Raw genomic sequence first — 22,304 nt, forward strand, 5'->3', positions numbered from 1 at the left:
CGGCGCAGTGTCAGTCTGGCGCCCGGCTCGGAGCTCGAGCGTCGGCGCGTGATGCGGTCCAGTCCGACACCGCGGTGGGGGCGTACGACCGCTCGAAGTCCCCCACTTCGATGTCCACACTCGCGGCTTCTGCGCGTGGGCCTCGGACAGCCGCTGGATGCTGCGCCGGAAGCGGCCAGGGCCGGTGCAGGTGACGCTGGTCATCGAACGGAGAGCGCATCAATCGATTGGGGATGATGCGCAGGTCGGCTCTCTTCCATGCCTGCACCTTGTAGTCGTCGGCGATGCGGCGCTGCGCATCGAGATCGCCGCCGCTTGCTCCGGCCTGCGACCAGAGCCTCTCCAGGAGACGATAGGCCGCGTCTAGCAGTTCCGGCGTAGCCGCGAGTTGGCACATCCGCGGCATGTCGATGATTTGTTCTGAAAGGGCGTGCCGCTCTGCATCCGTCCTGCCCACGTCCGCCTTGATGCGGGACAGCAGCCGTTCGATCCGGTCGGCGGCGGCCACACCTTCGAGGAACGCACCGGCTGGCAGTCCATCCCGCTTCTCCAGGTGCTGCAGCACGCTGTGGTAGTAGTGAACGCGCTCCCGAAGGGGCATGCGGCGGCTGAAGATCGTGCGCATCGCGTGGTGGACTTCCATCGGCAGCCGGCTGGGCGCAGTCCGGTCAAGGGCGCTGATGAGGCGCTCGATGTTCGCCGCGCGGGTTGCCAGGGTCCGCAAGGACGCATTCTTTGGAAGCTTCAGCGCAAACGAGCTGAGGGCGGCGAGGACGTCGCAACCGGCGTCGTCCCAGGCATCGTCTTGCGCGGCTTCCGTGGCGTCGGCAGCCGACATGGAGAGTCGCGGCAGCCCGCCGGACAGGCACTGCAGCACGGCCAATGCGCGTGACTGGCCGGGTGTGATCGACTTCGCATCAACCGGCCGGGTGAGTAGCCGTTCGCGCAGCCTTTCCAGTTCGTTGGGCCGCACTTCGCCGGCCCCGTGCCGGGCCAGTTCCAGCAGCAGTGCGTCACACTGCTGCGCGTAATGACCTTTGGTCTCGCGCGTGAAGCTTTGATTGAATGCGGCGATCAATGACATGCCGTCCCGGCGCAGCACGGCCACTTTGGAGGCCATGCATGCGTCTGCCGCCGATTTCTGCAGGCGCCGGATGCTGGCGGGGAGGGGGCCGCCCCAAGCCCGGTTGGCAGCCGCTTCAAGCTCGGGGCCGAATGGCTGGAAGAACGGTTGGTCTCGAAGGATGGTCAGGAAGTCCGCTCGATCACGCAGATCTTGCGCCGTCCCGCTGCCCATGGGGTAGGAAAGGATCAGCCGCTCGGCAATCGCACGCGCTCGCGCAAGGTTCGCCTCATAGCGCGGCAGCGCGTTCGCCGCAGTGAGGAGCGCTTCCTTCAACTGGCCAATGTCGATTCGCTGCAAGCGATGCAGATCGCGGATCTTGCCCAGCAGCAGGTCCAGCTGTTCCAGGGGCCCGCCCCCGCAGCACCCCTGGGCAGCGGGAAGCATGGCAATGCCAGCCAGTCGGGCCAGGGCGAGGGCCACCTGATGTGCTTGGAGGGATGCGCCCGCTTCCGCCTGAAGCCGGAAGATGTTTCGGACACAGTTCTCCAGACCGCCCATCGTGAGGGGTGCTTCCCGCAACGCGAGTTGTTCGAGGCGCTCGAGCTGGAAGGTCGGGTCTCTACCCGCTTGTCTGAGTTCGGTTCGCTCAGCCCGGTACTGGATCGCATCATGGATCCGCGCCCCCAGGTGAGGAATGGCTGCACCGCCTGCGAGTCCGACCAGTCCCATCATCGATGCGCTCAAAGCGGTGAGTCCGCCCTCGTCCGGCACCAGGGTGGTTGCTGCCCAGGCACTGAGTCCCGCAGCGCATCCGAGGCCGCCGAGGACGGAAAGCCCGAAGACCCGGCGGCAGCTGGCGATGCGTTGGTAAGTTCCGAGCGCGCCCACCACCTGCACTTGGCGGCCGAACGGTGCCACCGGTACGCGACCCCCATCGGCGCTGGTGCCCCGATCTTCCCTGCTGTCGCTCTTTCGATCTTCGACGCTGGTCGACGTCGGGGGGCGGTGGAGGTTTGCCGGGTGGATCATGGCGTTAGCGGGACAGCCCCACCCGTTCAACCGATGGCGCTGGCGCGGCTGGCCGGGCTGGGCCTCGGGGAGAGTTCCGTGCGCAGGCTTGCGGGCGAGCCCACCTCGAAGCGATCGCGCCACTGGCGGGCCGTGCAGGCATCAGCCCAAACAGCGCAATGCGTTCGATCAGCAACTAGCGGCCTTCAAAGGTTGTTCTGGCATTCTTGTGGCGGTTCATCCGGGGGAATTCCTCTGAGAGTGAAGCGTCGTAACTCCAGTCTCCAGACTCTTCCGGGTGAACAACCGATTGAGGGATCACAGCGAGCCCGCTTTGGCCGTGCGGCCCTGAGGTCGGCTGTGCGAGCGAACGGAATTATCTGTAGCGACCCGCGCCCACTCTGACGAGCTGCTGGCGCAGTCCGCCGCGTTCCGAGCGGAGCTCGTCGAATCGTTTCGGCATAATCCGATTCATCCCCGCCGACCAGCACCGGTCGGCGGTTTGCTTTTTGCCGCCATCTAGACTCATGGTCACCATCCCCATTACCAAGCGAGGCGCAGAGAAGCTCAAGGCCGAGCTGCACCGCCTGAAGACCGTTGACCGCCCCGCGGTCATCAATGCCATCGCCGAGGCGCGCGCCCAGGGCGATCTTTCAGAGAACGCTGAATACGATGCGGCCAAGGATCGCCAGGGCTTCATCGAGGGCCGCATTCAAGAGGTCGAAGGAAAGTTGTCCGCAGCTCAGGTGATCGACCCAGCTTCGCTGGATGCGGGTGGCAAGGTGGTGTTCGGAACCACAGTAGACCTTCAGGACGAGGAGTCGGGTGAGCAGGTCACCTATCAGATCGTGGGTGAGGACGAAGCCGACCTGAAGCAGGGGCTGATCAATGTCTCGAGCCCGATCGCCCGCGCGCTGATCGGCAAGGAAGAGGGTGACACGGCCGAGGTGCAGGCACCCGGCGGCCTGCGGCACTACGAAATCATCGGCGTCCGCTACATCTGAGTGCCCTGGGGCCACCGCATCTCTTTGTTTTCGGCCGCCCTCTGGTGGGGCGGGCTGACCGGTATCGCCTTCATTTCGGTGCCGCTGCTTTTCGCGTACCTGCCGAGTGCGACCATCGCGGGCGGCATGGCCGCTCGCCTGTTCACGGCGCAGGCGTGGCTGGCGCTGGCGTGCGGTTTGTTGCTGCTGCTGTGCGCGCGCGAAGAGCCTACGTCGGCGATGCGCTGGGCCGGCGGTGCTTTGGCCTTCGTTCTGCTTGGAATGCTGCTGGCCCTGCTGACCGAGTTCGGTGTGTCGCCGCGAATCGTGGCTCGTGAGAACCTGCGCCTGTGGCATGCCCTGGGCAGCGCGATGATGGCGCTTCAGTGGGTCTGCGCGGCGGTGGTGCTGTGGAAGCTGGGCGGGGCGCGCCCGGCGGCATGATCAGCCCAGGCGGCCCTTCTTGACCGATTTCTGCTTGGGCTTGGAGCGCTTCACCTGTCCGCCGGGGGTCAGCCGCTGGTTGCCGAGAACCCGCACGGTTTTCACCTCGGGCCGCTGGCCACCGCGCTTGCTGTACTTGAGCACCTTGAATTCGCGCGGGCCGGGCTTGCGGTCTTCGTCTCCAGGGCGCTCTTTCGAAGGCTGGGGGCGCCACAGGACGAGCAACTTGCCGATGTGCTGGATGGGTGCGGCGTTCAGTTGGTCGGCCAACTGCTGGTAGATGGCGTCGCGCTGGGCCCGGTCGTCGCCGAGCACACGGATCTTGATCAGCCCGTGCGCGTTGAGGGCGGCGTCGGTTTCCTTGATGACCGCCGGCGTGAGGCCTTCGTTGCCGATCATGACCACGGGGTTGAGGTGGTGGGCTTCGGCGCGATGCGCCTTTCGCTCGGCAATGGTGAGTTCGATGGCGGGCATAGCCGCCTATTATCTTCCTGGAGTAACTGGCCAAAATGAAGGTCAAGACCAAAAGCAAAAAGGTCAACAAGGCGTGGTTGAACGACCATGTCAACGACCCCTACGTGAAGCTCGCGCAGCAGGAGGGCTACCGCGCTCGTGCGGCCTACAAGCTCAAGGAAATCGACGAGTCGCTGGGGCTGGTGCGGCCGGGGCAACTGGTGGTCGACCTGGGCGCCAGCCCCGGCGCCTGGAGCCAGTACCTGCGGCGCCGGTTGGCTCCCGATGGCGCAGCCGTGGGGCAACTCGACGGCGTGCTGGTGGCGGTGGACATCCTGCCCATGGAGCCGGTCGAGGGCGTGCAGTTCATCCAGGGCGACTTCCGAGAGCCCGAGGTGCTGGCGTCGCTGGAGCAGGTGCTGGCCGGACGAAAGGCCGATCTGGTCGTCTCGGACATGGCGCCCAACCTCTCGGGCGTCGAGTCCGCCGACGCAGCCCGCATCGAGCATCTGGTCGAACTGGCGGCCGACTTCGCCAGGACCCACCTGACACAGCAGGGAGCGCTGGTGGTGAAGGTCTTCCATGGCAGTGGCTACAGCCAGCTGGTCAAGCTCTTCAAGGAAACTTTCAAGGTCGTCAAGCCTCTCAAGCCCAAGGCCTCGCGGGACCGTTCGTCTGAAACGTTCCTCGTGGGGATCGGGTTGAAGGTCGATGCCTGAAACAGCTGGACACAGCCGGGACGCGGCTATCACGGTCTTAGCTGCCCGGCCGCAGCGGGGCCTGACTTGAAACCCCTAGAATGAGGCGCAAGTACGCCAAGTACTCTTCCCGGAGACCGAGTTGAACAATCAGTGGTTTTCTAAAGTAGCCGTGTGGCTGGTGATCGCCCTCGTGCTGTTCACTGTCTTCAAGCAGTTCGACACGCGCGGTGCGGCTGGAGCCAGCGTCGTAGGCTATTCGGACTTCCTGGAAGAAGTCAAGAATCGCCGGATCAAGAACGCCGTGATCCAGGAAGGCGCGGGCGGCACCGAGATCGTCGCCGTCACCACCGACGACCGGCGCATCCGCACCACCGCCACCTACCTCGACCGCGGGCTGGTCGGGGACCTCATCGCCAATAACGTCAAGTTCGATGTCAAGCCGCGCGAGGAAGGCTCGGTGCTCATGACGCTGCTGGTCAGCTGGGGCCCCATGCTGTTGCTGATCGGCGTGTGGATCTATTTCATGCGGCAGATGCAGGGCGGTGGCAAGGGCGGCGCCTTCAGCTTCGGCAAGAGCAAGGCCCGCATGCTCGACGAGAACAACAACCAGATCACCTTCGCCGACGTCGCCGGCTGCGACGAAGCCAAGGAAGAGGTGAAGGAGGTCGTCGACTTCCTCAAGGACCCGCAGAAGTTTCAGAAGCTGGGCGGCCGCATTCCCCGTGGCCTGCTGCTGGTCGGCCCGCCCGGAACCGGCAAGACGCTGCTGGCCAAGGGCATCGCCGGCGAGGCCAAGGTGCCGTTCTTCAGCATCTCCGGTTCCGACTTCGTCGAGATGTTTGTCGGCGTGGGCGCGGCCCGCGTGCGCGACATGTTCGAGAACGCCAAGAAGAACGCGCCCTGCATCATCTTCATCGACGAGATCGATGCGGTCGGCCGTCAGCGCGGAGCGGGGCTGGGCGGCGGCAACGATGAGCGCGAGCAGACCTTGAACCAGATGCTGGTCGAGATGGACGGCTTCGAGACCAACCTCGGCGTGATCGTGGTGGCGGCCACCAACCGCCCCGACATCCTCGACGCGGCGCTGCTGCGCCCGGGCCGTTTCGACCGGCAGGTGTATGTGCAGCTGCCGGACATCCGTGGCCGTGAGCAGATCCTCAACGTGCACATGCGCAAGATCCCCATCGGCTCGGACGTCAATGCCAGCATCATCGCCCGGGGTACCCCCGGCATGTCCGGCGCCGACCTGGCCAACCTGTGCAACGAGGCCGCCCTCATGGCCGCGCGCCGCAATGCCCGCGTCGTCGAGATGCAGGATTTCGAGAAGGCCAAGGACAAGATCCTCATGGGCCCCGAGCGCAAGAGCATGGTCATGCCCGAGGAGGAGCGCCGCAACACGGCCTACCACGAGGCCGGTCATGCACTGATCGGGCGGCTGCTGCCCAAGTGCGACCCGGTGCACAAGGTCACCATCATTCCCCGCGGCCGCGCCCTCGGGGTCACCATGAGCCTGCCGGCACAGGACCGCTACAGCTACGACAAGCACTACATGCTGAACCAGATCGCCATGCTGTTCGGTGGCCGCATCGCCGAAGAGGTGTTCATGAACCAGATGACCACCGGCGCCAGCAACGACTTCGAGCGGGCGACCAACCTGGCACGGGACATGGTCATGAAGTACGGCATGACCGATGCGCTGGGCCCCATGGTCTACGCCGAGAACGAGGGCGAGGTGTTCCTGGGGCGCTCGGTCACCAAGACCACCAACATGAGCGAGCAGACCATGCAGAAGGTCGATGGCGAAGTGCGCCGCATCATCGACGAGCAGTACGCCCTGGCGCGTGGGCTGATCGAGGAGCACAAGGACAAGATGCACGCCATGGCCAAGGCGCTGCTCGAGTGGGAAACCATCGACGCCGAGCAGATCGACGACATCATGGCCGGCAAGCCGCCGCGGCCTCCGCGCGACTTCACCCCGCGCTCCACCGGTGGCGGTGGTGATTCGGGCGGCGCGCCGGTGGCCGATCCGGCGCCACACGCGGCCTGAGCGACGACACATCTGCCTGCACAACGGCCCCGGCATGTCACACATGCCGGGGCCGTTTTTCATCAAACTCTCGGCCCATGGATGTCGTTCGACTGGTGGCCGGTGAACTGCGGGCCGAAATCTCTCCCGCGGTGGGCGGCTCGTTGGCGGCGTTCTGGACCGAGGCCGGCCATCACCGCCGCACGCACTGGCTGCGGCCGGCCGACCAGCAGTCGATCGGGCTGCGCAATCCCCTGGGCATGGCGAGTTTTCCGCTGGTGCCGTTCTGCAACCGCATCCGCGACGGCCGGGCGCAGTTCGAGGGGCGGCAGATTCGCTTCCCGCCGAATCATCCAGCCGGCAACTCGCCGCATCCGCTGCATGGCATCGGATGGCAGCGGCCCTGGGCCGTCGATTCGGCCAACCGCCATGCGGTGGACCTGAGCCTGCAAGTCGCGGCCAGCCCGGCATGGCCTTGGAGCTTCCTCGCCCAGCAGCGCATCGAGTTGGACGAACGGGCGTTGCGCGTCACGATCAGCATCACCAACCAGGACGAGGTGCCCATGCCGGCCGGGCTGGGGCACCACCCGTACTTCCCACACACGCCCGGCACGCGCCTGACCAGTGCCACCACGGCGATGTGGGTGGCGGACGAGGACGTGCTGCCCGTGAGGCTGGAAACCGGGGAGGTGGTGGATAGGCTGCGATCGGGGGTGGTCCTGGGCGAACTCGATCTCGACAACAACTTTGTCGGCTGGGACCACGCGGCCCGCGTCGACTGGCCGGCCGACGAGAATGGGCCGCAGCGCAGCCTGCTGATGCGCGCCGAGCCCGCGCTGGGATATTTCGTCGTCTACTCCCCCCGGGACGCCGATCATTTCTGCGCCGAGCCTGTAACCCAGTGCACCGATTGGCTGAACCTCATGCCGCGCTTCGGCCGTGCGCCGCTGGGCGGTGCGCGCGTGCTGCCGGGCGAACGGCTGGCCGCCCATTTCGATCTCATTCCGTCTCTGGCCTGAAGCGCCGGAGCACGGCGCCGCGCCACAATGCCGGCCATGTTCTGGCAGACCACGCGATTTCGCATCGACCTGACCCGTCCCCAGGTGATGGGCGTCGTCAACCTCACGCCGGACTCGTTTTCCGACGGAGGCCACCATGCGGACCCCGCGCAGGGGATCGCACACTGTGAGCGGCTCGTGGCGGAGGGTGCGGACATCCTCGACCTGGGGGCCGAGTCCACCCGGCCGGGCACGCCGCCCGTGCCGCTGGAGGAAGAGCGGCGTCGGCTGCTGCCCGTGCTGCAAGAGGCCCTGCGACTGGGCGTCCCCGTCTCGGTGGACACCTACAAGCCGCAGCTCATGCGAGAGGTCCTGGACCTGGGGGCCGACATCGTCAACGACGTGTGGGCCTTGCGCCAGCCCGGCGCGCTCGATGCGGTGGCGGGGCATGGCCACTGCGGCGTGTGCCTCATGCACATGCACGGCGAGCCGCAGACCATGCAACTGGCCCCGCTCGCCGGCGATCCGGTGCCTGCCGTCCTGGCGCTGCTGGTGGACATCAGCCGGGCCTTGCAGGCGCGTGGCGTGGCCGCCGAGCGCATCGCCTGGGACCCGGGCATCGGCTTCGGCAAGACCCCCGAGCAGAACTTCGCCTTGCTGGCGCGGCAGGCGGAGCTGCTGGGGCATGGCCATCCCCTGCTGGTGGGCTGGTCACGCAAGTCCTCGCTCGGCTCGGTGACGGGGCTGCCGGTGCAGCAGCGGATGGTGCCCAGCGTGGCCGCCGCGCTGCTGGCCGTCGAGCGGGGTGCCCGCGTCGTCCGTGTGCACGATGTCCGCGAGACCGTCGCCGCCCTCAAGGTGCGTTCGGCCGTCGAGGCACAGGTGGGCCGGCAGCCATGAGAATACGCGCCATGACTCGTGAATACTTTGGAACCGACGGCATCCGTGGCACGGTGGGTCAGCCGCCCATCACGCCAGACTTCGTCCTGCGGCTGGCGCACGCCGTGGGCCGCGTCCTCCGGCGCACCGAGGGCCGGCCCACGGTGCTGATCGGCAAGGACACCCGCATCTCCGGATACATGCTGGAAAGCGCGCTCGAATCGGGCTTCAACTCCGCTGGTGTGGACGTGGTGCTGCTCGGGCCGTTGCCCACGCCGGGCGTGGCCTATCTCACCCGAGCTCAACGCGCCAGCCTGGGCGTGGTGATCAGCGCCAGCCACAACCCCTTCGAAGACAACGGCATCAAGTTCTTCAGCGCGCAAGGCACCAAGTTGCCCGACGAATGGGAGACGGCCGTCGAGGCCGCCCTCACCGAGCCGCCCGTGTGGGCCGATGCAGCGAGCCTCGGCAAGGCCAGGCGACTGGACGATGCCGCCGGCCGCTACATCGAGTTCTGCAAGAGCACGTTCGACCCCAGCCTCACCTTGCGCGGCCTGAAGATCGTGGTCGATGCCGCGCACGGCGCGGCGTATCACATCGCGCCCCTGGTCTTCCACGAGCTCGGGGCCGAGGTCCACTGCATCGGCTGCGCCCCCGACGGGCTCAACATCAACCGCGACGTCGGCGCCACGCACCCGAAGTCGCTGGTCGAGGCGGTGCTCCAGCACCAGGCCGACCTGGGGGTCGCCCTGGACGGCGACGCCGACCGCCTTCAGATGGTGGACGCCAGCGGCCGCCTCTACAACGGCGACGAACTGCTCTACGTGATGGTCCAGGACCGGCTGGCCCGCGGCGAGAATGTGCCGGGCGTGGTGGGCACGCTGATGACCAACATGGCGGTGGAACTGGCGCTCAAGCGGCAGGGGCTGGAGTTCGTGCGAGCCAAGGTGGGCGACCGCTACGTGCTCGAGGAACTCGAAAGCCGTCGGTGGCTGCTGGGCGGGGAAGGCTCCGGGCACCTGCTGGCGCTGGACAAGCACACCACCGGCGACGGCCTGGTCAGCGCGCTCCAGGTCCTCAAGGCCTGCGCCCGCAGCGGCAAGCGCCTGGGCCAATTGATCGACCCCGTGCGCCTGTTCCCGCAGACCCTGGTCAACGTGCGGCTGGCCCCCGGCCAGGACTGGAAATCGAGCGCACGGCTGGCCGATGCCCAGCGCGACGTCGAGGCCGCACTGGGCGGCACCGGCCGCATCCTGATCCGTGCCAGCGGCACCGAGCCGGTGCTTCGGGTCATGGTCGAGTCGGCCGACGAGGCGCTGGCCCAGCAGGGTGCGCAGCGCCTGGCCCAGGCGGTGCAGCAGGGCTGATCCGGCTTGCCAGGTCGCCGGCAGGCGGCGCGTGGTCGTGCCTTCGAGACGGGGTCGCGCCGGGATCGGCGGCTGCAAGGAAGAGGCATGAAAAGGCTTGTCACGAGCCTGTCACGCAGCATGCCTACAGTCCGGCTGCGTCGAACGCCAATCACCGTCTTTCCTCAGTTGGAGCAACCATGAACCTGATTTGCAAATCGGCCTTGCTGGGCCTGGCCACCGTTTCCTTCGCCGCCGCTGCCCAGGACGTCACTGGCGCCGGCGCCAGCTTCCCGGCACCGCTGTACGCCAAGTGGGCTGCGGAGTACAACAAGGCCACCGGCACCCGCATCAACTACCAGTCGGTGGGCTCGGGCGCCGGTATCCGCCAGATCGACGCCAAGACGGTCGCCTTCGGGGCGTCCGACATGCCGCTGCAGGACGAAGAGCTGCAGAAGAAGAACCAGGTTCAGTTTCCCACCGTCATCGGCGGAGTCGTCCCGGTGGTCAACATCCAGGGTGTTCAGCCAGGGCAGCTGCGCCTGAACGGCCAGGTGCTCGGCGACATCTTCCTGGGCAAGATCAAGCGCTGGAACGACCCGGCCGTGCAGGCGCTGAACCCCAGCCTCAAGCTGCCCGACGCCGCCATCGCGCCGGTGCGCCGTGCCGATGGGTCGGGCACCACCTTCATCTTCACCAACTACCTCTCCAAGGTGAATCCGGAATGGAAGGCCAAGGTGGGTGAGGGCACGGCCGTCAACTGGCCCACCGGTGCCGGCGGCAAGGGCAACGAAGGCGTGGCCGCTTTCGTGGGCCGCCTGCCCAATTCGATCGGCTATGTCGAGTACGCCTACGTGAAGCAGAACAAGATGAACTACGCCCTGATGCAGAACGCGGCCGGCCAGTTCGTCTCGCCGGACGACGCCGCATTCAAGGCAGCCGCGGCAGGTGCCGACTGGAGCAAGAGCTACTATCAGATCCTGACCAACCAGCCGGGCGCGCAGTCCTGGCCCATCACCGGCGCCACCTTCATCCTCATGCACAAGCAGCAGGACAAGCCGGAGCAGGCCGCGGCCACCCTGAAGTTCTTCGACTGGGCCTACAAGAACGGCGACAAGACCGCCGAAGAACTGGATTACGTGCCCATGCCCGACAACGTGAAGCAACAGGTGCGCAAGCTCTGGGCCGCCGAGATCAAGGATGGCTCGGGCAAGGCTGTCGCGCAGTTCTGATCGATGAGGGGGTGCCCACCGCGGCACCCTTGCTGGCCTTCTCCTCCTAAGAAGAGCGCTCGTGTCCACTAGACTTCCGGCCCATGAGGCCACTTTCGAAATGAGCGCGACCGTCCCTGCGGATCGCGAGCGCACCCCTCCGACTCGCCGGCCGGCTCGCAAGGGCGCCGTCGCCGACCGTCTGTTCGGCTGGACGGCGGCGGCGGCCGCCTTCATCACGCTGGCTTCCCTGCTCGGCATCCTGCTGTCCCTGGTGATCGGCGCCTGGCCGGCCATCGAGAAGTACGGCCTGGGCTTTTTCACCAACAGCACCTGGGACCCGGTCGCCGAAGAGTTCGGCGGCCTGGTGATGATCTACGGCACGCTCGCCACCTCGGCCATCGCACTCATCATCGCGGTGCCGGTGAGCTTCGGCATCGCCCTTTTCCTCACCGAGCTGTCACCCCGCTGGCTCAAGCGGCCGCTGGGCACGGCCATCGAGCTGCTGGCGGCGGTGCCGTCCATCGTCTACGGCATGTGGGGCCTGCTGGTGTTCGGGCCCATCCTCGCGCAGTACGTGCAGCAGCCTTTGCAGTCGGCGTTCGGCGAAGTGCCCTACCTGGGCGCCCTGTTCTCGGGCCCGCCGGTGGGCATCGGCGTGCTGGCGGCCGGAATCATCCTGGCGATCATGATCATCCCGTTCATCGCCGCCGTGATGCGCGACGTGTTCGAGGTGACCCCGCCCATGCTCAAGGAATCGGCCTATGCGCTGGGTTCCACCACCTGGGAGGTCATGTTCAAGGTGGTGCTGCCGTACACCAAGAGCGGCGTCATCGGCGGCATCATGCTGGGATTGGGTCGCGCCCTCGGCGAGACCATGGCCGTGACCTTCATCATCGGCAACTTCAACCAGCTCGACACCTTCAGCCTGTTCGCGCCGGCCAACAGCATCACCTCGGCGCTGGCCAACGAATTTGCCGAGGCCACCACCGGGCTGCACCAGGCCTCGCTCATCTACCTGGGCCTGGTCCTGTTCTTCATCACGTTCGTCGTGCTGGCGCTGTCCAAGCTGCTGCTGGCGCGACTCAGTCGCAACGAAGGACGCAAGACGTGAGCGCCGTGCTCTCTCCCGACGCAGCGCACAAGGCGCGCGAGCGCAAGTTCAATCGCCGCAAGCGCGTCAACTACATCGCGCTGGCGCTGTCCCTGGGGGCGATGGCCTTCGGGCTGTTCTGGCTGCTGTGGATCCTGTTCGAGACGGCCCGGCTCGGCCTGGCGGGAATCACCTGGGCCACGCTCACCGAGATGACGCCCGCGCCCAACGAGCCCGGCGGCCTCGCCAATGCCATCCTCGGATCGGTTTACATGGTGCTGGGCGCGACGCTGGTGGCCACGCCCATCGGCATCATGGCCGGCGTGTACCTGGTCGAGTACGGCGCCAACGGCTGGATGGGGCGGGTCACCCGCTTCGTCAACGACATCCTGCTTTCGGCGCCCTCCATCGTCATCGGCCTCTTCATCTACGCCGTGGTGGTGGCTCGCTACCAGCAGTTCTCGGCCTGGGCCGGCATCGCGGCACTGGCCCTGATCGTGGTGCCGGTGGTGATCCGCACCACCGACAACATGCTGGCGCTGGTGCCCTCGGCGCTGCGCGAGGCGGCCTATGCGCTGGGCGCGCCCAAGTGGAAGGTCGTGACCCGCATCACGTTGCGTGCGGCGCGCGCGGGCGTCGTGACCGGCGTGCTGCTGGCGGTGGCGCGCATCGCGGGCGAGACCGCGCCGCTGCTGTTCACGGCCTTGAACAACCAGTTCTTCACCGCCAGCTTGTCCGAGCCCATGGCCAGCCTGCCGGTGACGATCTTCAAGTTCGCAATGAGCCCCTACGAGAACTGGCAGCAGCTGGCGTGGGCCGGTGTCGCCCTTATCACGCTGGCCGTGCTCGGCCTGAACATCCTCGCCCGCGTGCTGACGCGGACAAGACTTTGAAACACCCCGAAGCGCCTTCGGCACCTCCCCTCGCGGGCCGCCACCAGCGGCCCGGCAAAGCCGGACGGCCTGCCGCTGCGCGGCGGCTGGTGGGGACGCCCGCCTCGCGCTTGGGTGGACTGCTTCCATGCATGGCCGGTGATGCGTCGCATGGTGGAGAACTGATATGACTGCAACCCAGACCCAGGCCGCGCCCCCCAAGCTCTCGGTGCGCAACCTGAACTTCTACTACGGCGGCTTCCACGCCCTCAAGGACATCAACCTCGACATTCCCGAGAAGAAGGTCACCGCCTTCATCGGGCCTTCGGGTTGCGGCAAGTCCACGCTGCTGCGCACCTTCAACCGCATGTTCGAGCTGTACCCCGAGCAGCGCGCCGAAGGAGAGATCGTGCTCGATGGCGAGAACCTGCTCACCTCGCGACAGGACGTGGCGCTGATCCGCGCCAAGGTCGGCATGGTGTTCCAGAAGCCCACGCCATTCCCGATGTCCATCTACGACAACATCGCCTTCGGCGTGCGCCTGTTCGAGAGCCTGGGCAGCAGCGACATGGACGAGCGTGTCGAGTGGGCGCTGCGCAAGGCGGCGCTGTGGAACGAGGTCAAGGACAAGCTCGACCAGAGCGGCGCGGGCTTGTCGGGCGGGCAGCAGCAGCGGCTGTGCATCGCGCGCGGCATCGCGATCCGGCCCGAGGTGCTGCTGCTCGATGAACCCTGCTCGGCACTCGATCCCATCTCCACGGCGAAAATCGAAGAACTGATTGCCGAATTGAAGAACGATTACACCGTGGTCATCGTCACGCACAACATGCAGCAGGCGGCGCGCTGCAGCGACTACACCGCCTACATGTACCTGGGCGACCTCGTGGAGGTGGGCGAGACCGAACAGATCTTCTTCAAGCCCAAGCGCAAGGAGACCGAGGACTACATCACCGGCCGCTTCGGCTGAATACCCCACCCACCCTGGGAGACACCATGCCCGACAAACACCTCTCCGCCCAGTTCGACACCGAACTCAATGGCGTGTCCTCCCGCGTGATGGAAATGGGCGGCCTCGTCGAATCGCAGATCCACCAGGCGATCTACGCCCTGTCCAACTTCAGCGCCGAAGCCGCCGACCAGGTCATGGGTCTGGAGGGCAAGGTGAATGCGATGGAGGTGGAGATCGATCGCGAACTGGCGTCCATCATCGGACGGCGCCAGCCCACCGCGCGCGACCTGCGCCTGCTCCTGGCGATCTCCAAGACCACCGCCAACCTGGAGCGCGTGGGAGACGAGGCGACCAAGGTGGCGCGCATGATCAAGTCCATCATCCAGAGCGGTTCGGCGCGCGCGCTGCCCACCAGCGACCTGCGCACGGCCTCGGACCTGGCCGCGGGCCTGCTGCGCAAGGCGCTCGATGCCTTCGCGCGGCTCGATACGCAGGCGGCGGTGTCCATCCTCAAGGAGGACAACCTCATCGACGAGGAGTTCGACGGCTTCGTGCGCAAGCTCATCACCTACATGATGGAAGACCCGCGCACCATCTCCTCCAGCCTGGACCTGCTGTTCCTGGCCAAGGCGATCGAACGCATCGGCGACCACTCCAAGAACATCGCCGAGCTGATCATCTACGTGGTCAAGGGCGCCGACGTGCGGCACATCTCCATGGAGGAGATCGAGTCGGCGGTTCGTTGACGCAGCTTTCGTCCGCATGAAACACCAGCCCCGGGTCCTCGTGGTCGAGGACGAACCGCACATCGCCGAGCTGATCACGGTCAACTTGCGGCACCATGGCTTCACGCCTGTGTGGAGCGAAGACGGCGACGCCGCTCAGCGCGAACTCGATGCCGTGCTGCCCGACGTGATCCTGCTCGACTGGATGCTGCCCGGCCAGACCGGCCTGTCGCTGGCCCGCAAGTGGCGCACCGACGCCCGCACCCGTGGCGTGCCGATCCTGATGGTGACGGCGCGGGGCGACGAGCCGGACAAGGTGGCGGGGCTCGATGCGGGTGCCGATGACTACATCACCAAACCGTTCTCGACCCAGGAGCTGCTGGCTCGCATCCGCGCCGTGCTGCGCCGACGCGCCCCGGAGCAGTCGAGCCAGGCGGTGAGCATCGGCGACCTGGTGCTCGATGCCGCCACCCATCGGGTCACCTGGCGTGGCCAGGCGCTCAAGCTCGGGCCCACCGAATTCCGGCTGCTGAACTACCTCATGACCCATCCCGAACGCGTGCACAGCCGGCCCCAGCTGCTGGACCGCATCTGGGGTGACCATGTCTTCATCGAGGAGCGCACGGTCGATGTGCACATCAAGCGGCTGCGCGAGGCGCTGGGAGAAGCCGGCACGCTGGTCGAGACCGTTCGCGGCGCGGGCTATCGGCTGGCCGCGCCGTCGCCGACGCCGACATCGGCCCGGGCCGCCTGAGGTGCGCAGGGTGAGACCCCGGTCGCCGGCCCATGCCGGCTGCGATTCATGACCTGGCGCATCAGCTCCTTCGTGCTGCTGCTGGCGGTCGGGGGGATCGCCGGCGTCTGGTTGGCGGGGCATTGGGGCGCGGCGCTCGGCGCCGCGCTGGCTGGGGCGACCTGGTTCGTGCTCGACCTGCTGCGCGCCTTTCGCGTGCTGAGGTGGCTGCGCCGGCCCGACTCGCGCGACGTCCCGCGCATGAGCGGCGTCTGGGGCGAGGTCACCGACCGGGTGCGGCGTGCGTTGCGCACCCGCGAACAGGAGACGCAGCAGGCGCAGCTGCGACTGCAGGAGTTCCTGTCGGCCATCCAGGCCTCGCCGAACGGCGTGATCCTGCTCGATCGGGTGGGGCACATCGAATGGTGCAACCAGACGGCCGCCGCTCACCTGGGCATCGATGCCCAGCGTGATCTGATGCAGCTGATCGGCAACCTGCTGCGCGACCCGGCTTTCACCGCCTACTGGGCCAGCGGCGACTTCGCGCATGACGTGGTCATCACCGGCCGAGGCAGCCTGCCGAGCCGGCCTGTGCGTGTGTCGCTGCGGCTGCACCCTTATGGCGAGGGCAGGCTGCTGCTGCTGTCGCGCGATGTCACCACCCTGGAGCAGGCCGAGACCATGCGGCGCGACTTCGTCGCCAACGTGTCGCACGAAATCCGCACGCCGCTCACGGTGCTCGCCGGCTTCGTCGAGACCTTGCAGAACCTGCCACTGGCCGAGGACGACCGCGCCCGCTACCTGGGCTTGATGGCGCAGCAGGCGCAGCGCATGCAGTCGCTGGTGAACGATCTGCTCACGCTGTCGCGCCTGGAGGGCAGTCCCACCCCGGGCACCGGCGAGTGGACCCCATTGAACACGCTCACGACCCGCTGCGAGTCCGATGCGCGCGCGCTGTCGGACCTGCTGCACAAGCAGCATCGCCTGGTATTCGAGGCGCCGCCCCGCGCCGACGTGGCGGGCTCGAGTTCGGAGTTGCTCAGCGCGATGTCCAACCTGGTGAGCAATGCGATCCGCTACACCCCCGACGGGCAGGCCATCGAGGTGCGCTGGCAGCTCGATGACTCGGGCGACCTGGAGTTCAGCGTGCAGGACACCGGCGCCGGCATCGCGCCCGAGCACCTGCCGCGGCTGACCGAACGCTTCTACCGGGTGGACCGCAGCCGCTCGCGCGAGACCGGCGGCACCGGCCTGGGGCTGGCCATCGTCAAGCACGTGGTGCAGCGGCATGGTGGCGAGATGCGCATCGCCAGCACGCCCGGCGCGGGCTCGCGGTTCGCGTTCGTGCTGCCGGCGCAGCGCGTGCGCCAGCTCAGCGGGTCTGTCGCGCAGCCCGCCACAGCAGCGTGAGGAAGGCGGTGGCCGTCAGCACCAGGGCCACCGCGCCGCTTCCCCAGAACGCCACCGGTGTGCGCAGCGGCTCCAGTCCGGCGACGCCCACGTACGCCAGCAGGTAACCGCCGCCCAGGCCCACGCCCCAGAGCAGTACGCAGTACACCAGCAAGGCCGCGGCCGCGATGCCGAAGCTGCGCAGCAGGAACACGCAAACCGCTTGCATGGCGTCGGCCACGTGGTAGGCCGCGACCCAGGGCAGCAGGGTGCCAGCCAGCGCCACCACGGGCGGATTGGGACCGGCGAAGAGCCGGGCCAGCGGCTGCTGCAGCACGATGACCGTGAGCGCACTGGCCAACGCGAGGCCGCCGGCCAGCTGCAGGCCCAGCCGCAAGGCCTGCCTGGCCTTGCGGGCATCGCCGGCTCCCCTCCAGTAGCTCACCCGCGCGCTGGCGGCGATGCCCAGCGACAGGGGCATCATGTACAGCAGCCCGGTGAGGCTGGCGGCCACCTGGTGGCTGGCCGCGGCCACCGTGCCCAGGCGCGCGATGAACAACGCCATCAGCGTGAACGAGGTGACCTCGACCATGATTGCCAGCCCGGTCGGGATGCCCAGCCGGGCGAAGCCTCGCAGCGTGGGCCAGTCGGGGCGCTCGAGCGGGTGCCAGATCTGGTAGGGCCGGTAGATCGTGGAGTAGCGCAGCATCACCATCGCGAGCGCCACCATGAGCGTGTTGACCACCAGCGTCGCCCAGGCGGCTCCGGCCAGGCCCAGCGGCGGCAGGCCCAGGCCTCCAAATACGAACCAGATCGACAGCGGCACCTTCACGGCCAGGGAGCCGATCTGCACCCAGGTCACCAGCAGCGGCTTGCCCAGGCTCTGGTTGAGCGTGCTGAACAGACGGAACAGCAGTGCGGCCGGCAGGGCGAACGCCAGGATGGCCAGGTACTCGCGGACGTCGCCCTGCAGGTGCACGGGGATCTCGGTCGCGTCCAGCAGCGGCCCCGGGTTGAGCAGCGCGCCCATGCCGAGCACCGTCGCCACGCCAGCCACGTAGACGGACTGGCGCACCGATCGGCCCAGCTCCAGGTTATCGGCCCGGCCGCGCAGGTGCGACCAGATCGGCAGCTGCGCGGTGAGCACGCCCATCAAGCCCACGAAGACGCTGATGTACACGGCCGACCCGACCGACAGCCCCGCCAGCGCTTCGCTCGAGTACCGGCCGGCGACCAGCGTGTCGGTCAGGCCGAAGGCCATCACGGCCACCTGTCCCGCCAGCACGGTGCCGGCGTGCCGGGCGATGGTGCCGACCTCCGAGGGCCGCACGGTCATCGGGAGGGCTGCCGGCGCTGGACGCGCAGGGTATCGGCCGCGTCGGCCGGACGTCGCACCACCGCCACGGTCTGCCAGCCCTGCGTTCCCAGGTCGGTCACCGCGGCGGCGAGCAGGCGCCAAGGGCACGAATCGGACTCCCCGGCCTCGCGCAGGTCGAGGCCGGCGTGGTACTGGAGCGCCGCGATCTGTCCGCGGGCGAGCCCGGCGACTTCCACGCAGCCGGGCGCGTCCATCGCCCGCAGCACGCCGCGCACGGTGGGCACGTAGCTGCGCGCGTAGTCGAGCACCGGCAGCCACAGCGTCATCACCAGCAGCCAGCACAGGGCCGCGCCCCCGGCAGGCAGCACCAGGGACTTCCACAGCGCAGAACGGTGCCGGCCCACGCGCCATCGCACGAGCGCCGCCCACGCCAGGGTGCCGGCCAGCGCCAGGACGAACGCCAGCAACGAGAAGCTGGGCTCATAGCCCGGTGCCAGCTTGTAGACATTGGAGGCGGGCTTGGCCGGCACGCCGGTCTGCAGCGAGATCCAGACGACCCAGATCACCAGCACGCAACCGGTGAAGAAGAGCAGGGTGAACCAGTCGATCACGGCCGAGACGTTGCGGCTGAGGGTCGGCAGTGCAAAGGCGGCGAGCGCGGCCAGGGCCGGCAGCGCCAGCAGCAAGGCGCGGTCGCTCGGCGAGCTGAGCAGGGCCGAGCCGACGCCGATCGCGGTGATCCACAGCGGCAGGGCCACATGTCGACTTTCGAGCTGGCGCCGCCAGCGCCACAGCGTCCAGGCTGCCAGCGGCCATGCCGGCCAGGTGAACCAGACCAACAGCCTCGCCAGGCTGCGCCAGTCGCGATCGATGTCCACGCGCCAGCGCCACAGGTCGAGTTCGCTGGCCATCCAGCCCAGCGCCAGGGCGAACACCGTAGCGGCTGCGGCGACCCAGCGGGTCGGGGCCTGCCGGTCGGGGCGGGCGTCCCCCCCGTCATCGAGCAGCAGGAGGACGGCGCCGCCCAATGCGATGAGAACCGCCGTCGTCGGCGCCCCGCTCAAGGCGAGTCCGCTCAACCCGAGGGCCAGGGCGAGGCCGGGAATCAGCAGCCGCTGCGGCGGCGCGGCAAAGCCGTAGAAGGCCAGCGCCAGGCAGCCCAGCTGCGTGAGGGCGGGCGTGGTCTCGTGCGACAGCTGGCCCAGGCCCAAGCAGGCGACCAGGGCGAGCAGCCCGGCGTCGGCCATGGTGCGGGCATAGTCGATGGGACTGGCCTCGCCGCCGAACGCGAAGGCCACGGGCTGCGCCTTCTGCCGCCGCGCCAGGTGGTAGATGGCCCACCAGGTTGCCGCCAGCGTGAGGGCCAGCACGCCCATGAACACGATGCGCACCGAAAGGTCGGCATCCCATCCGGAGGGGGTCGCCCTGATCGCCCAGGCGCCAAGCCAATAGGGCAGCAGCGCGTCGAATTCGGGCGGGCGCCCGAGCAGCGTCGGCGCCAGCCACGAACTGTTGCCGATGGCGAGCTGGAACATGTAGCCGAAGGCCGTCATGTCCTGCGCCTTCCACGGTTCGCGCCCGAGGAAGCCGGCCAGCACATAGGCCGCGCATAGCAGCAGCAGGGCCCAGCGCGGCAAGGGCCGCACGGCGGTCTGCGCCACGATGGCGGGGGTGGGATGCATCACGCGCGCGATTATGGGAGCAGAAAAAAAGGCAGCCCGGTCGCCCGGACTGCCTTGTGTGTGCGGAAGGCCCGTCGGACCTTCGGTGGCAGGCGCTTACGGCTTGGCAGCGGTCTTGCCGAAACGATTGCGGAACTTCTCGACGCGACCGCCCATGGTGTCCACCGACTTCTGGGTGCCGGTGTAGAAGGGGTGCGACTCGCTGGACGTGTCCAGCTTGTAAAGCGGATATTGCTTGCCTTCGAAGGTGTCGGTCTCGCGCGTGTTCGCGCACGAGCGCGTCACGAACTTGAAACCGTTGGAGAGGTCCACGAAGAGCACTTCGCGGTAGTTGGGGTGGATGCCTTCTTTCATGGATACGACCTTGTCAGGTGCGGGAGCCGGCCTGGCCAATCCAGGCTACTTTCCGCGGGGAAAAACGCGAGATTATAAGTTGGGAGCGCCAGTGTCCCAGGAAGGGGGCCAAGTCGAGCGCCAAGAGCCGCACGGGAGGTACCGCAGAGCCGCAGCGAGCGGCGCGAGGTTGCGCCGAGCATCGCAGCCGTACGTCGGTACGGCGAGAAGCGCAGGTGCAAGATCGCCCCGCACAGCAGGCTATGCGGGCCTCCCGAACCTCAGCCGCCGCGGCGCATCATGTCGAAGAACTCGACGTTGGTCTTGGTGGCCTTCATCGACTTGAGCACCATCTCCATGGCCTCGATCTCGTCCATGTTGTACATGAACTGTCGCAGGATGCGGGTCTTCTGCAGGATCTCGGGGGCCAGCAGCAATTCTTCGCGGCGGGTGCCCGAGCGATTGAGCTGGATGGAAGGGAACACCCGTTTCTCGTACAGGCGGCGGTCGAGGTGCAGTTCACAGTTGCCCGTGCCCTTGAACTCCTCGAAGATGACCTCGTCCATGCGGCTGCCCGTATCGATCAGCGCGGTGGCGATGATGGTCAGCGAGCCGCCTTCTTCCACGTTGCGCGCCGCGCCCAGGAATCGCTTGGGCCGCTGCAGGGCGTTGGCGTCGACGCCGCCGGTCAGCACCTTGCCCGAGGACGGCACCACGTTGTTGTAGGCGCGGGCCAGGCGGGTGATCGAGTCCAGGAGGATCACCACGTCCTTCTTGAGTTCGACTAGGCGCTTGGCGCGCTCGATCACCATCTCGGCCACGTGCACGTGGCGAGCGGCCGGCTCGTCGAAGGTGGAGGCGATCACCTCGGCCTTCACCGAACGCTGCATGTCGGTCACTTCCTCGGGCCGCTCGTCCACCAGCAGCACCATCATGTAGCTGTCGGGGTAGTTGGCGGAAATGGCGTGGGCCATGTGCTGCATCATCACCGTCTTGCCGCTCTTGGGCGGCGCCACGATCAGGGCGCGCTGGCCCTTGCCGATGGGCGCGATGATGTCGATGACGCGGCCGGTGATGTTCTCCTCGCCCTTGAGGTTCTCCCGCTCCAGGCGCATCTGCTCACGCGGGAACAGCGGCGTGAGGTTCTCGAACATGATCTTGTGCTTGTTGTCCTCGGGAGGACGGCCGTTGACCTTGTCGAGCTTGGTGAGTGCGAAGTAGCGCTCGCCGTCCTTGGGCGTGCGCACCTCGCCTTCGATCATGTCGCCGGTGTGCAGGTTGAAGCGGCGAACCTGGCTGGGCGAGATGTAGATGTCGTCGGTGCTGGCGGTGTAGCTCGTGTCGGGGCTGCGCAGGAAGCCGAAGCCATCGGGCAGGATCTCGAGCACGCCATCGGCGAACACCTGCTCACCGGCACGCGCGCGCTTCTTGATGATGGCGAACATGAGCTCTTGCTTGCGCATGCGCCCGGTGTTCTCGATCTCAAGCTCTTCTGCTTGCTTGAGGACTTCGGAGACGTGCAGTGCCTTGAGTTCGTTCAAATGCATGGCGTGGGACTCGGGATGGCACCCCTTGCGAGGTTCTTCTTGAAGATCTAGGGGAGGGTCTGCGCGAGAGGCGAGAGGAGTGCCTCGCAGACCGGGAGCTCGACCCGGATGCCCAAGTGGGCGACCGGTGAATTGACGGGGATTATAGGGAGGAAAGCTGGGGCGACTGGCATTCGCCCCCCTCTGTTTCGCTGGTTCAGGCCAGTTGCTGATCGATGAAGGCGGTGAGCTGGGCTTTGCTCATGGCGCCGACCTTGGTGGCCGCGAGCTGGCCGTTCTTGAAGATCATCAGCGTGGGAATGCCGCGGATGCCGAACTTGCCCGGAACCTCGCGGTTCTCGTCGACGTTCATCTTGGCGACGACCAGGCGATCCTGGTAGGTGCTGGACACCTCGTCGAGAATGGGCGCGATCATCTTGCAGGGGCCGCACCACTCGGCCCAATAGTCCACCAGCACCGGTTTGTCGGACTTCAAGACTTCGGCTTCGAAAGAGCTGTCGGAAACGTTCTTGATGAGTTGGCTGGCCATATTGAGATTCCTGGGGGCT

21 protein-coding genes are annotated in these 22,304 nt (G+C 67.2%); 14 read left to right on the forward strand and 7 right to left on the reverse strand.

Annotated features, from left to right (window positions below; translation table 11 throughout):
- Positions 1 to 10: 10 nt before the first annotated feature.
- Positions 11 to 2,095: a hypothetical protein gene (locus JI739_RS08540; RefSeq protein WP_201683467.1), complete on the reverse strand. Its 2,085-nt coding sequence runs from the start codon at positions 2,093 to 2,095 to the stop codon at positions 11 to 13.
- A gap of 506 nt (positions 2,096 to 2,601) precedes the next feature.
- Between JI739_RS08540 and greA the strand changes: the two genes are divergently transcribed.
- Positions 2,602 to 3,078, forward strand: coding sequence for a transcription elongation factor GreA (gene greA, locus JI739_RS08545; RefSeq protein ID WP_201683468.1), 477 nt, complete (start codon positions 2,602 to 2,604; stop codon positions 3,076 to 3,078).
- 24 nt (positions 3,079 to 3,102) lie between these two features.
- The gene (locus JI739_RS08550) at positions 3,103 to 3,501 is read left to right on the forward strand and encodes a DUF4149 domain-containing protein (protein ID WP_236589427.1); all 399 of its coding nucleotides are present in this window, start codon (positions 3,103 to 3,105) and stop codon (positions 3,499 to 3,501) included.
- Here the strand turns inward: JI739_RS08550 and JI739_RS08555 are convergent, their stop codons facing one another.
- Positions 3,502 to 3,975 carry a YhbY family RNA-binding protein gene (locus JI739_RS08555; RefSeq protein ID WP_201683470.1) on the reverse strand — a complete coding sequence of 158 codons (474 nt, stop codon included), beginning with the start codon at positions 3,973 to 3,975 and terminating at the stop codon, positions 3,502 to 3,504.
- 35 nt (positions 3,976 to 4,010) lie between these two features.
- Between JI739_RS08555 and JI739_RS08560 the strand changes: the two genes are divergently transcribed.
- From JI739_RS08560 to phoR, 12 genes are all read left to right on the forward strand, one after another.
- Positions 4,011 to 4,673 carry an RlmE family RNA methyltransferase gene (locus JI739_RS08560; protein WP_201683471.1) on the forward strand — a complete coding sequence of 221 codons (663 nt, stop codon included), beginning with the start codon at positions 4,011 to 4,013 and terminating at the stop codon, positions 4,671 to 4,673.
- Between the two features lie 121 nt (positions 4,674 to 4,794).
- Positions 4,795 to 6,702, forward strand: a complete 1,908-nt coding sequence (gene ftsH, locus JI739_RS08565) for an ATP-dependent zinc metalloprotease FtsH (protein WP_201683472.1) — start codon at positions 4,795 to 4,797, stop codon at positions 6,700 to 6,702.
- A 77-nt stretch (positions 6,703 to 6,779) separates the two neighbouring features.
- Complete coding sequence (locus JI739_RS08570; RefSeq protein ID WP_201683473.1) at positions 6,780 to 7,700, forward strand: aldose 1-epimerase; 921 nt, start codon at positions 6,780 to 6,782, stop codon at positions 7,698 to 7,700.
- Positions 7,701 to 7,736: 36 nt separating this feature from the next.
- Positions 7,737 to 8,579 (forward strand): dihydropteroate synthase, encoded by an 843-nt coding sequence (gene folP / locus JI739_RS08575; protein WP_201683474.1) that lies wholly within the window; start codon positions 7,737 to 7,739, stop codon positions 8,577 to 8,579.
- A gap of 11 nt (positions 8,580 to 8,590) precedes the next feature.
- A complete protein-coding gene (gene glmM, locus JI739_RS08580) occupies positions 8,591 to 9,925 on the forward strand; it encodes a phosphoglucosamine mutase (protein WP_201683475.1) in 1,335 nt (444 codons plus the stop codon).
- A 179-nt stretch (positions 9,926 to 10,104) separates the two neighbouring features.
- Entirely contained in the window at positions 10,105 to 11,136 is a 1,032-nt protein-coding gene (gene pstS, locus JI739_RS08585) for a phosphate ABC transporter substrate-binding protein PstS (RefSeq protein WP_201683476.1), read from the forward strand.
- A 100-nt stretch (positions 11,137 to 11,236) separates the two neighbouring features.
- Complete coding sequence (gene pstC, locus JI739_RS08590; RefSeq protein WP_201683477.1) at positions 11,237 to 12,229, forward strand: phosphate ABC transporter permease PstC; 993 nt, start codon at positions 11,237 to 11,239, stop codon at positions 12,227 to 12,229.
- A complete protein-coding gene (pstA, locus tag JI739_RS08595; RefSeq protein ID WP_201683478.1) occupies positions 12,226 to 13,101 on the forward strand; it encodes a phosphate ABC transporter permease PstA in 876 nt (291 codons plus the stop codon). Before pstC ends, pstA begins: the two co-directional genes overlap by 4 nt.
- A 166-nt stretch (positions 13,102 to 13,267) precedes the next feature.
- Entirely contained in the window at positions 13,268 to 14,047 is a 780-nt protein-coding gene (gene pstB / locus JI739_RS08600; protein ID WP_201683479.1) for a phosphate ABC transporter ATP-binding protein PstB, read from the forward strand.
- 26 nt (positions 14,048 to 14,073) lie between these two features.
- Complete coding sequence (gene phoU / locus JI739_RS08605; protein ID WP_201683480.1) at positions 14,074 to 14,775, forward strand: phosphate signaling complex protein PhoU; 702 nt, start codon at positions 14,074 to 14,076, stop codon at positions 14,773 to 14,775.
- Positions 14,776 to 14,791: 16 nt separating this feature from the next.
- Positions 14,792 to 15,508, forward strand: coding sequence for a phosphate regulon transcriptional regulator PhoB (phoB, locus tag JI739_RS08610; RefSeq protein ID WP_201683481.1), 717 nt, complete (start codon positions 14,792 to 14,794; stop codon positions 15,506 to 15,508).
- 48 nt (positions 15,509 to 15,556) lie between these two features.
- Entirely contained in the window at positions 15,557 to 16,897 is a 1,341-nt protein-coding gene (gene phoR, locus JI739_RS08615) for a phosphate regulon sensor histidine kinase PhoR (RefSeq protein WP_201683482.1), read from the forward strand.
- On the opposite strand, the gene JI739_RS08620 is transcribed toward phoR, so the two are convergent.
- The 5 genes from JI739_RS08620 to trxA form a co-directional block, all read right to left on the reverse strand.
- Positions 16,860 to 18,212: an MATE family efflux transporter gene (locus JI739_RS08620; protein ID WP_201683483.1), complete on the reverse strand. Its 1,353-nt coding sequence runs from the start codon at positions 18,210 to 18,212 to the stop codon at positions 16,860 to 16,862. The genes phoR and JI739_RS08620 overlap by 38 nt on opposite strands.
- Positions 18,209 to 19,876 carry a hypothetical protein gene (locus JI739_RS08625; RefSeq protein WP_236589428.1) on the reverse strand — a complete coding sequence of 556 codons (1,668 nt, stop codon included), beginning with the start codon at positions 19,874 to 19,876 and terminating at the stop codon, positions 18,209 to 18,211. Before JI739_RS08625 ends, JI739_RS08620 begins: the two co-directional genes overlap by 4 nt.
- 96 nt (positions 19,877 to 19,972) lie before the next feature.
- Complete coding sequence (locus tag JI739_RS08630) at positions 19,973 to 20,230, reverse strand: type B 50S ribosomal protein L31 (protein ID WP_201683485.1); 258 nt, start codon at positions 20,228 to 20,230, stop codon at positions 19,973 to 19,975.
- Positions 20,231 to 20,490: 260 nt separating this feature from the next.
- Entirely contained in the window at positions 20,491 to 21,756 is a 1,266-nt protein-coding gene (gene rho, locus JI739_RS08635; RefSeq protein ID WP_201683486.1) for a transcription termination factor Rho, read from the reverse strand.
- 196 nt (positions 21,757 to 21,952) lie between these two features.
- Positions 21,953 to 22,285 carry a thioredoxin TrxA gene (trxA, locus tag JI739_RS08640; RefSeq protein ID WP_201683487.1) on the reverse strand — a complete coding sequence of 111 codons (333 nt, stop codon included), beginning with the start codon at positions 22,283 to 22,285 and terminating at the stop codon, positions 21,953 to 21,955.
- Between the last annotated feature and the right edge of the window lie 19 nt (positions 22,286 to 22,304).

Origin of the sequence: Ramlibacter aurantiacus (genome assembly GCF_016722895.1) — a bacterium.
GTDB classification, from domain to species: Bacteria; Pseudomonadota; Gammaproteobacteria; order Burkholderiales; family Burkholderiaceae_C; genus Ramlibacter; species Ramlibacter aurantiacus.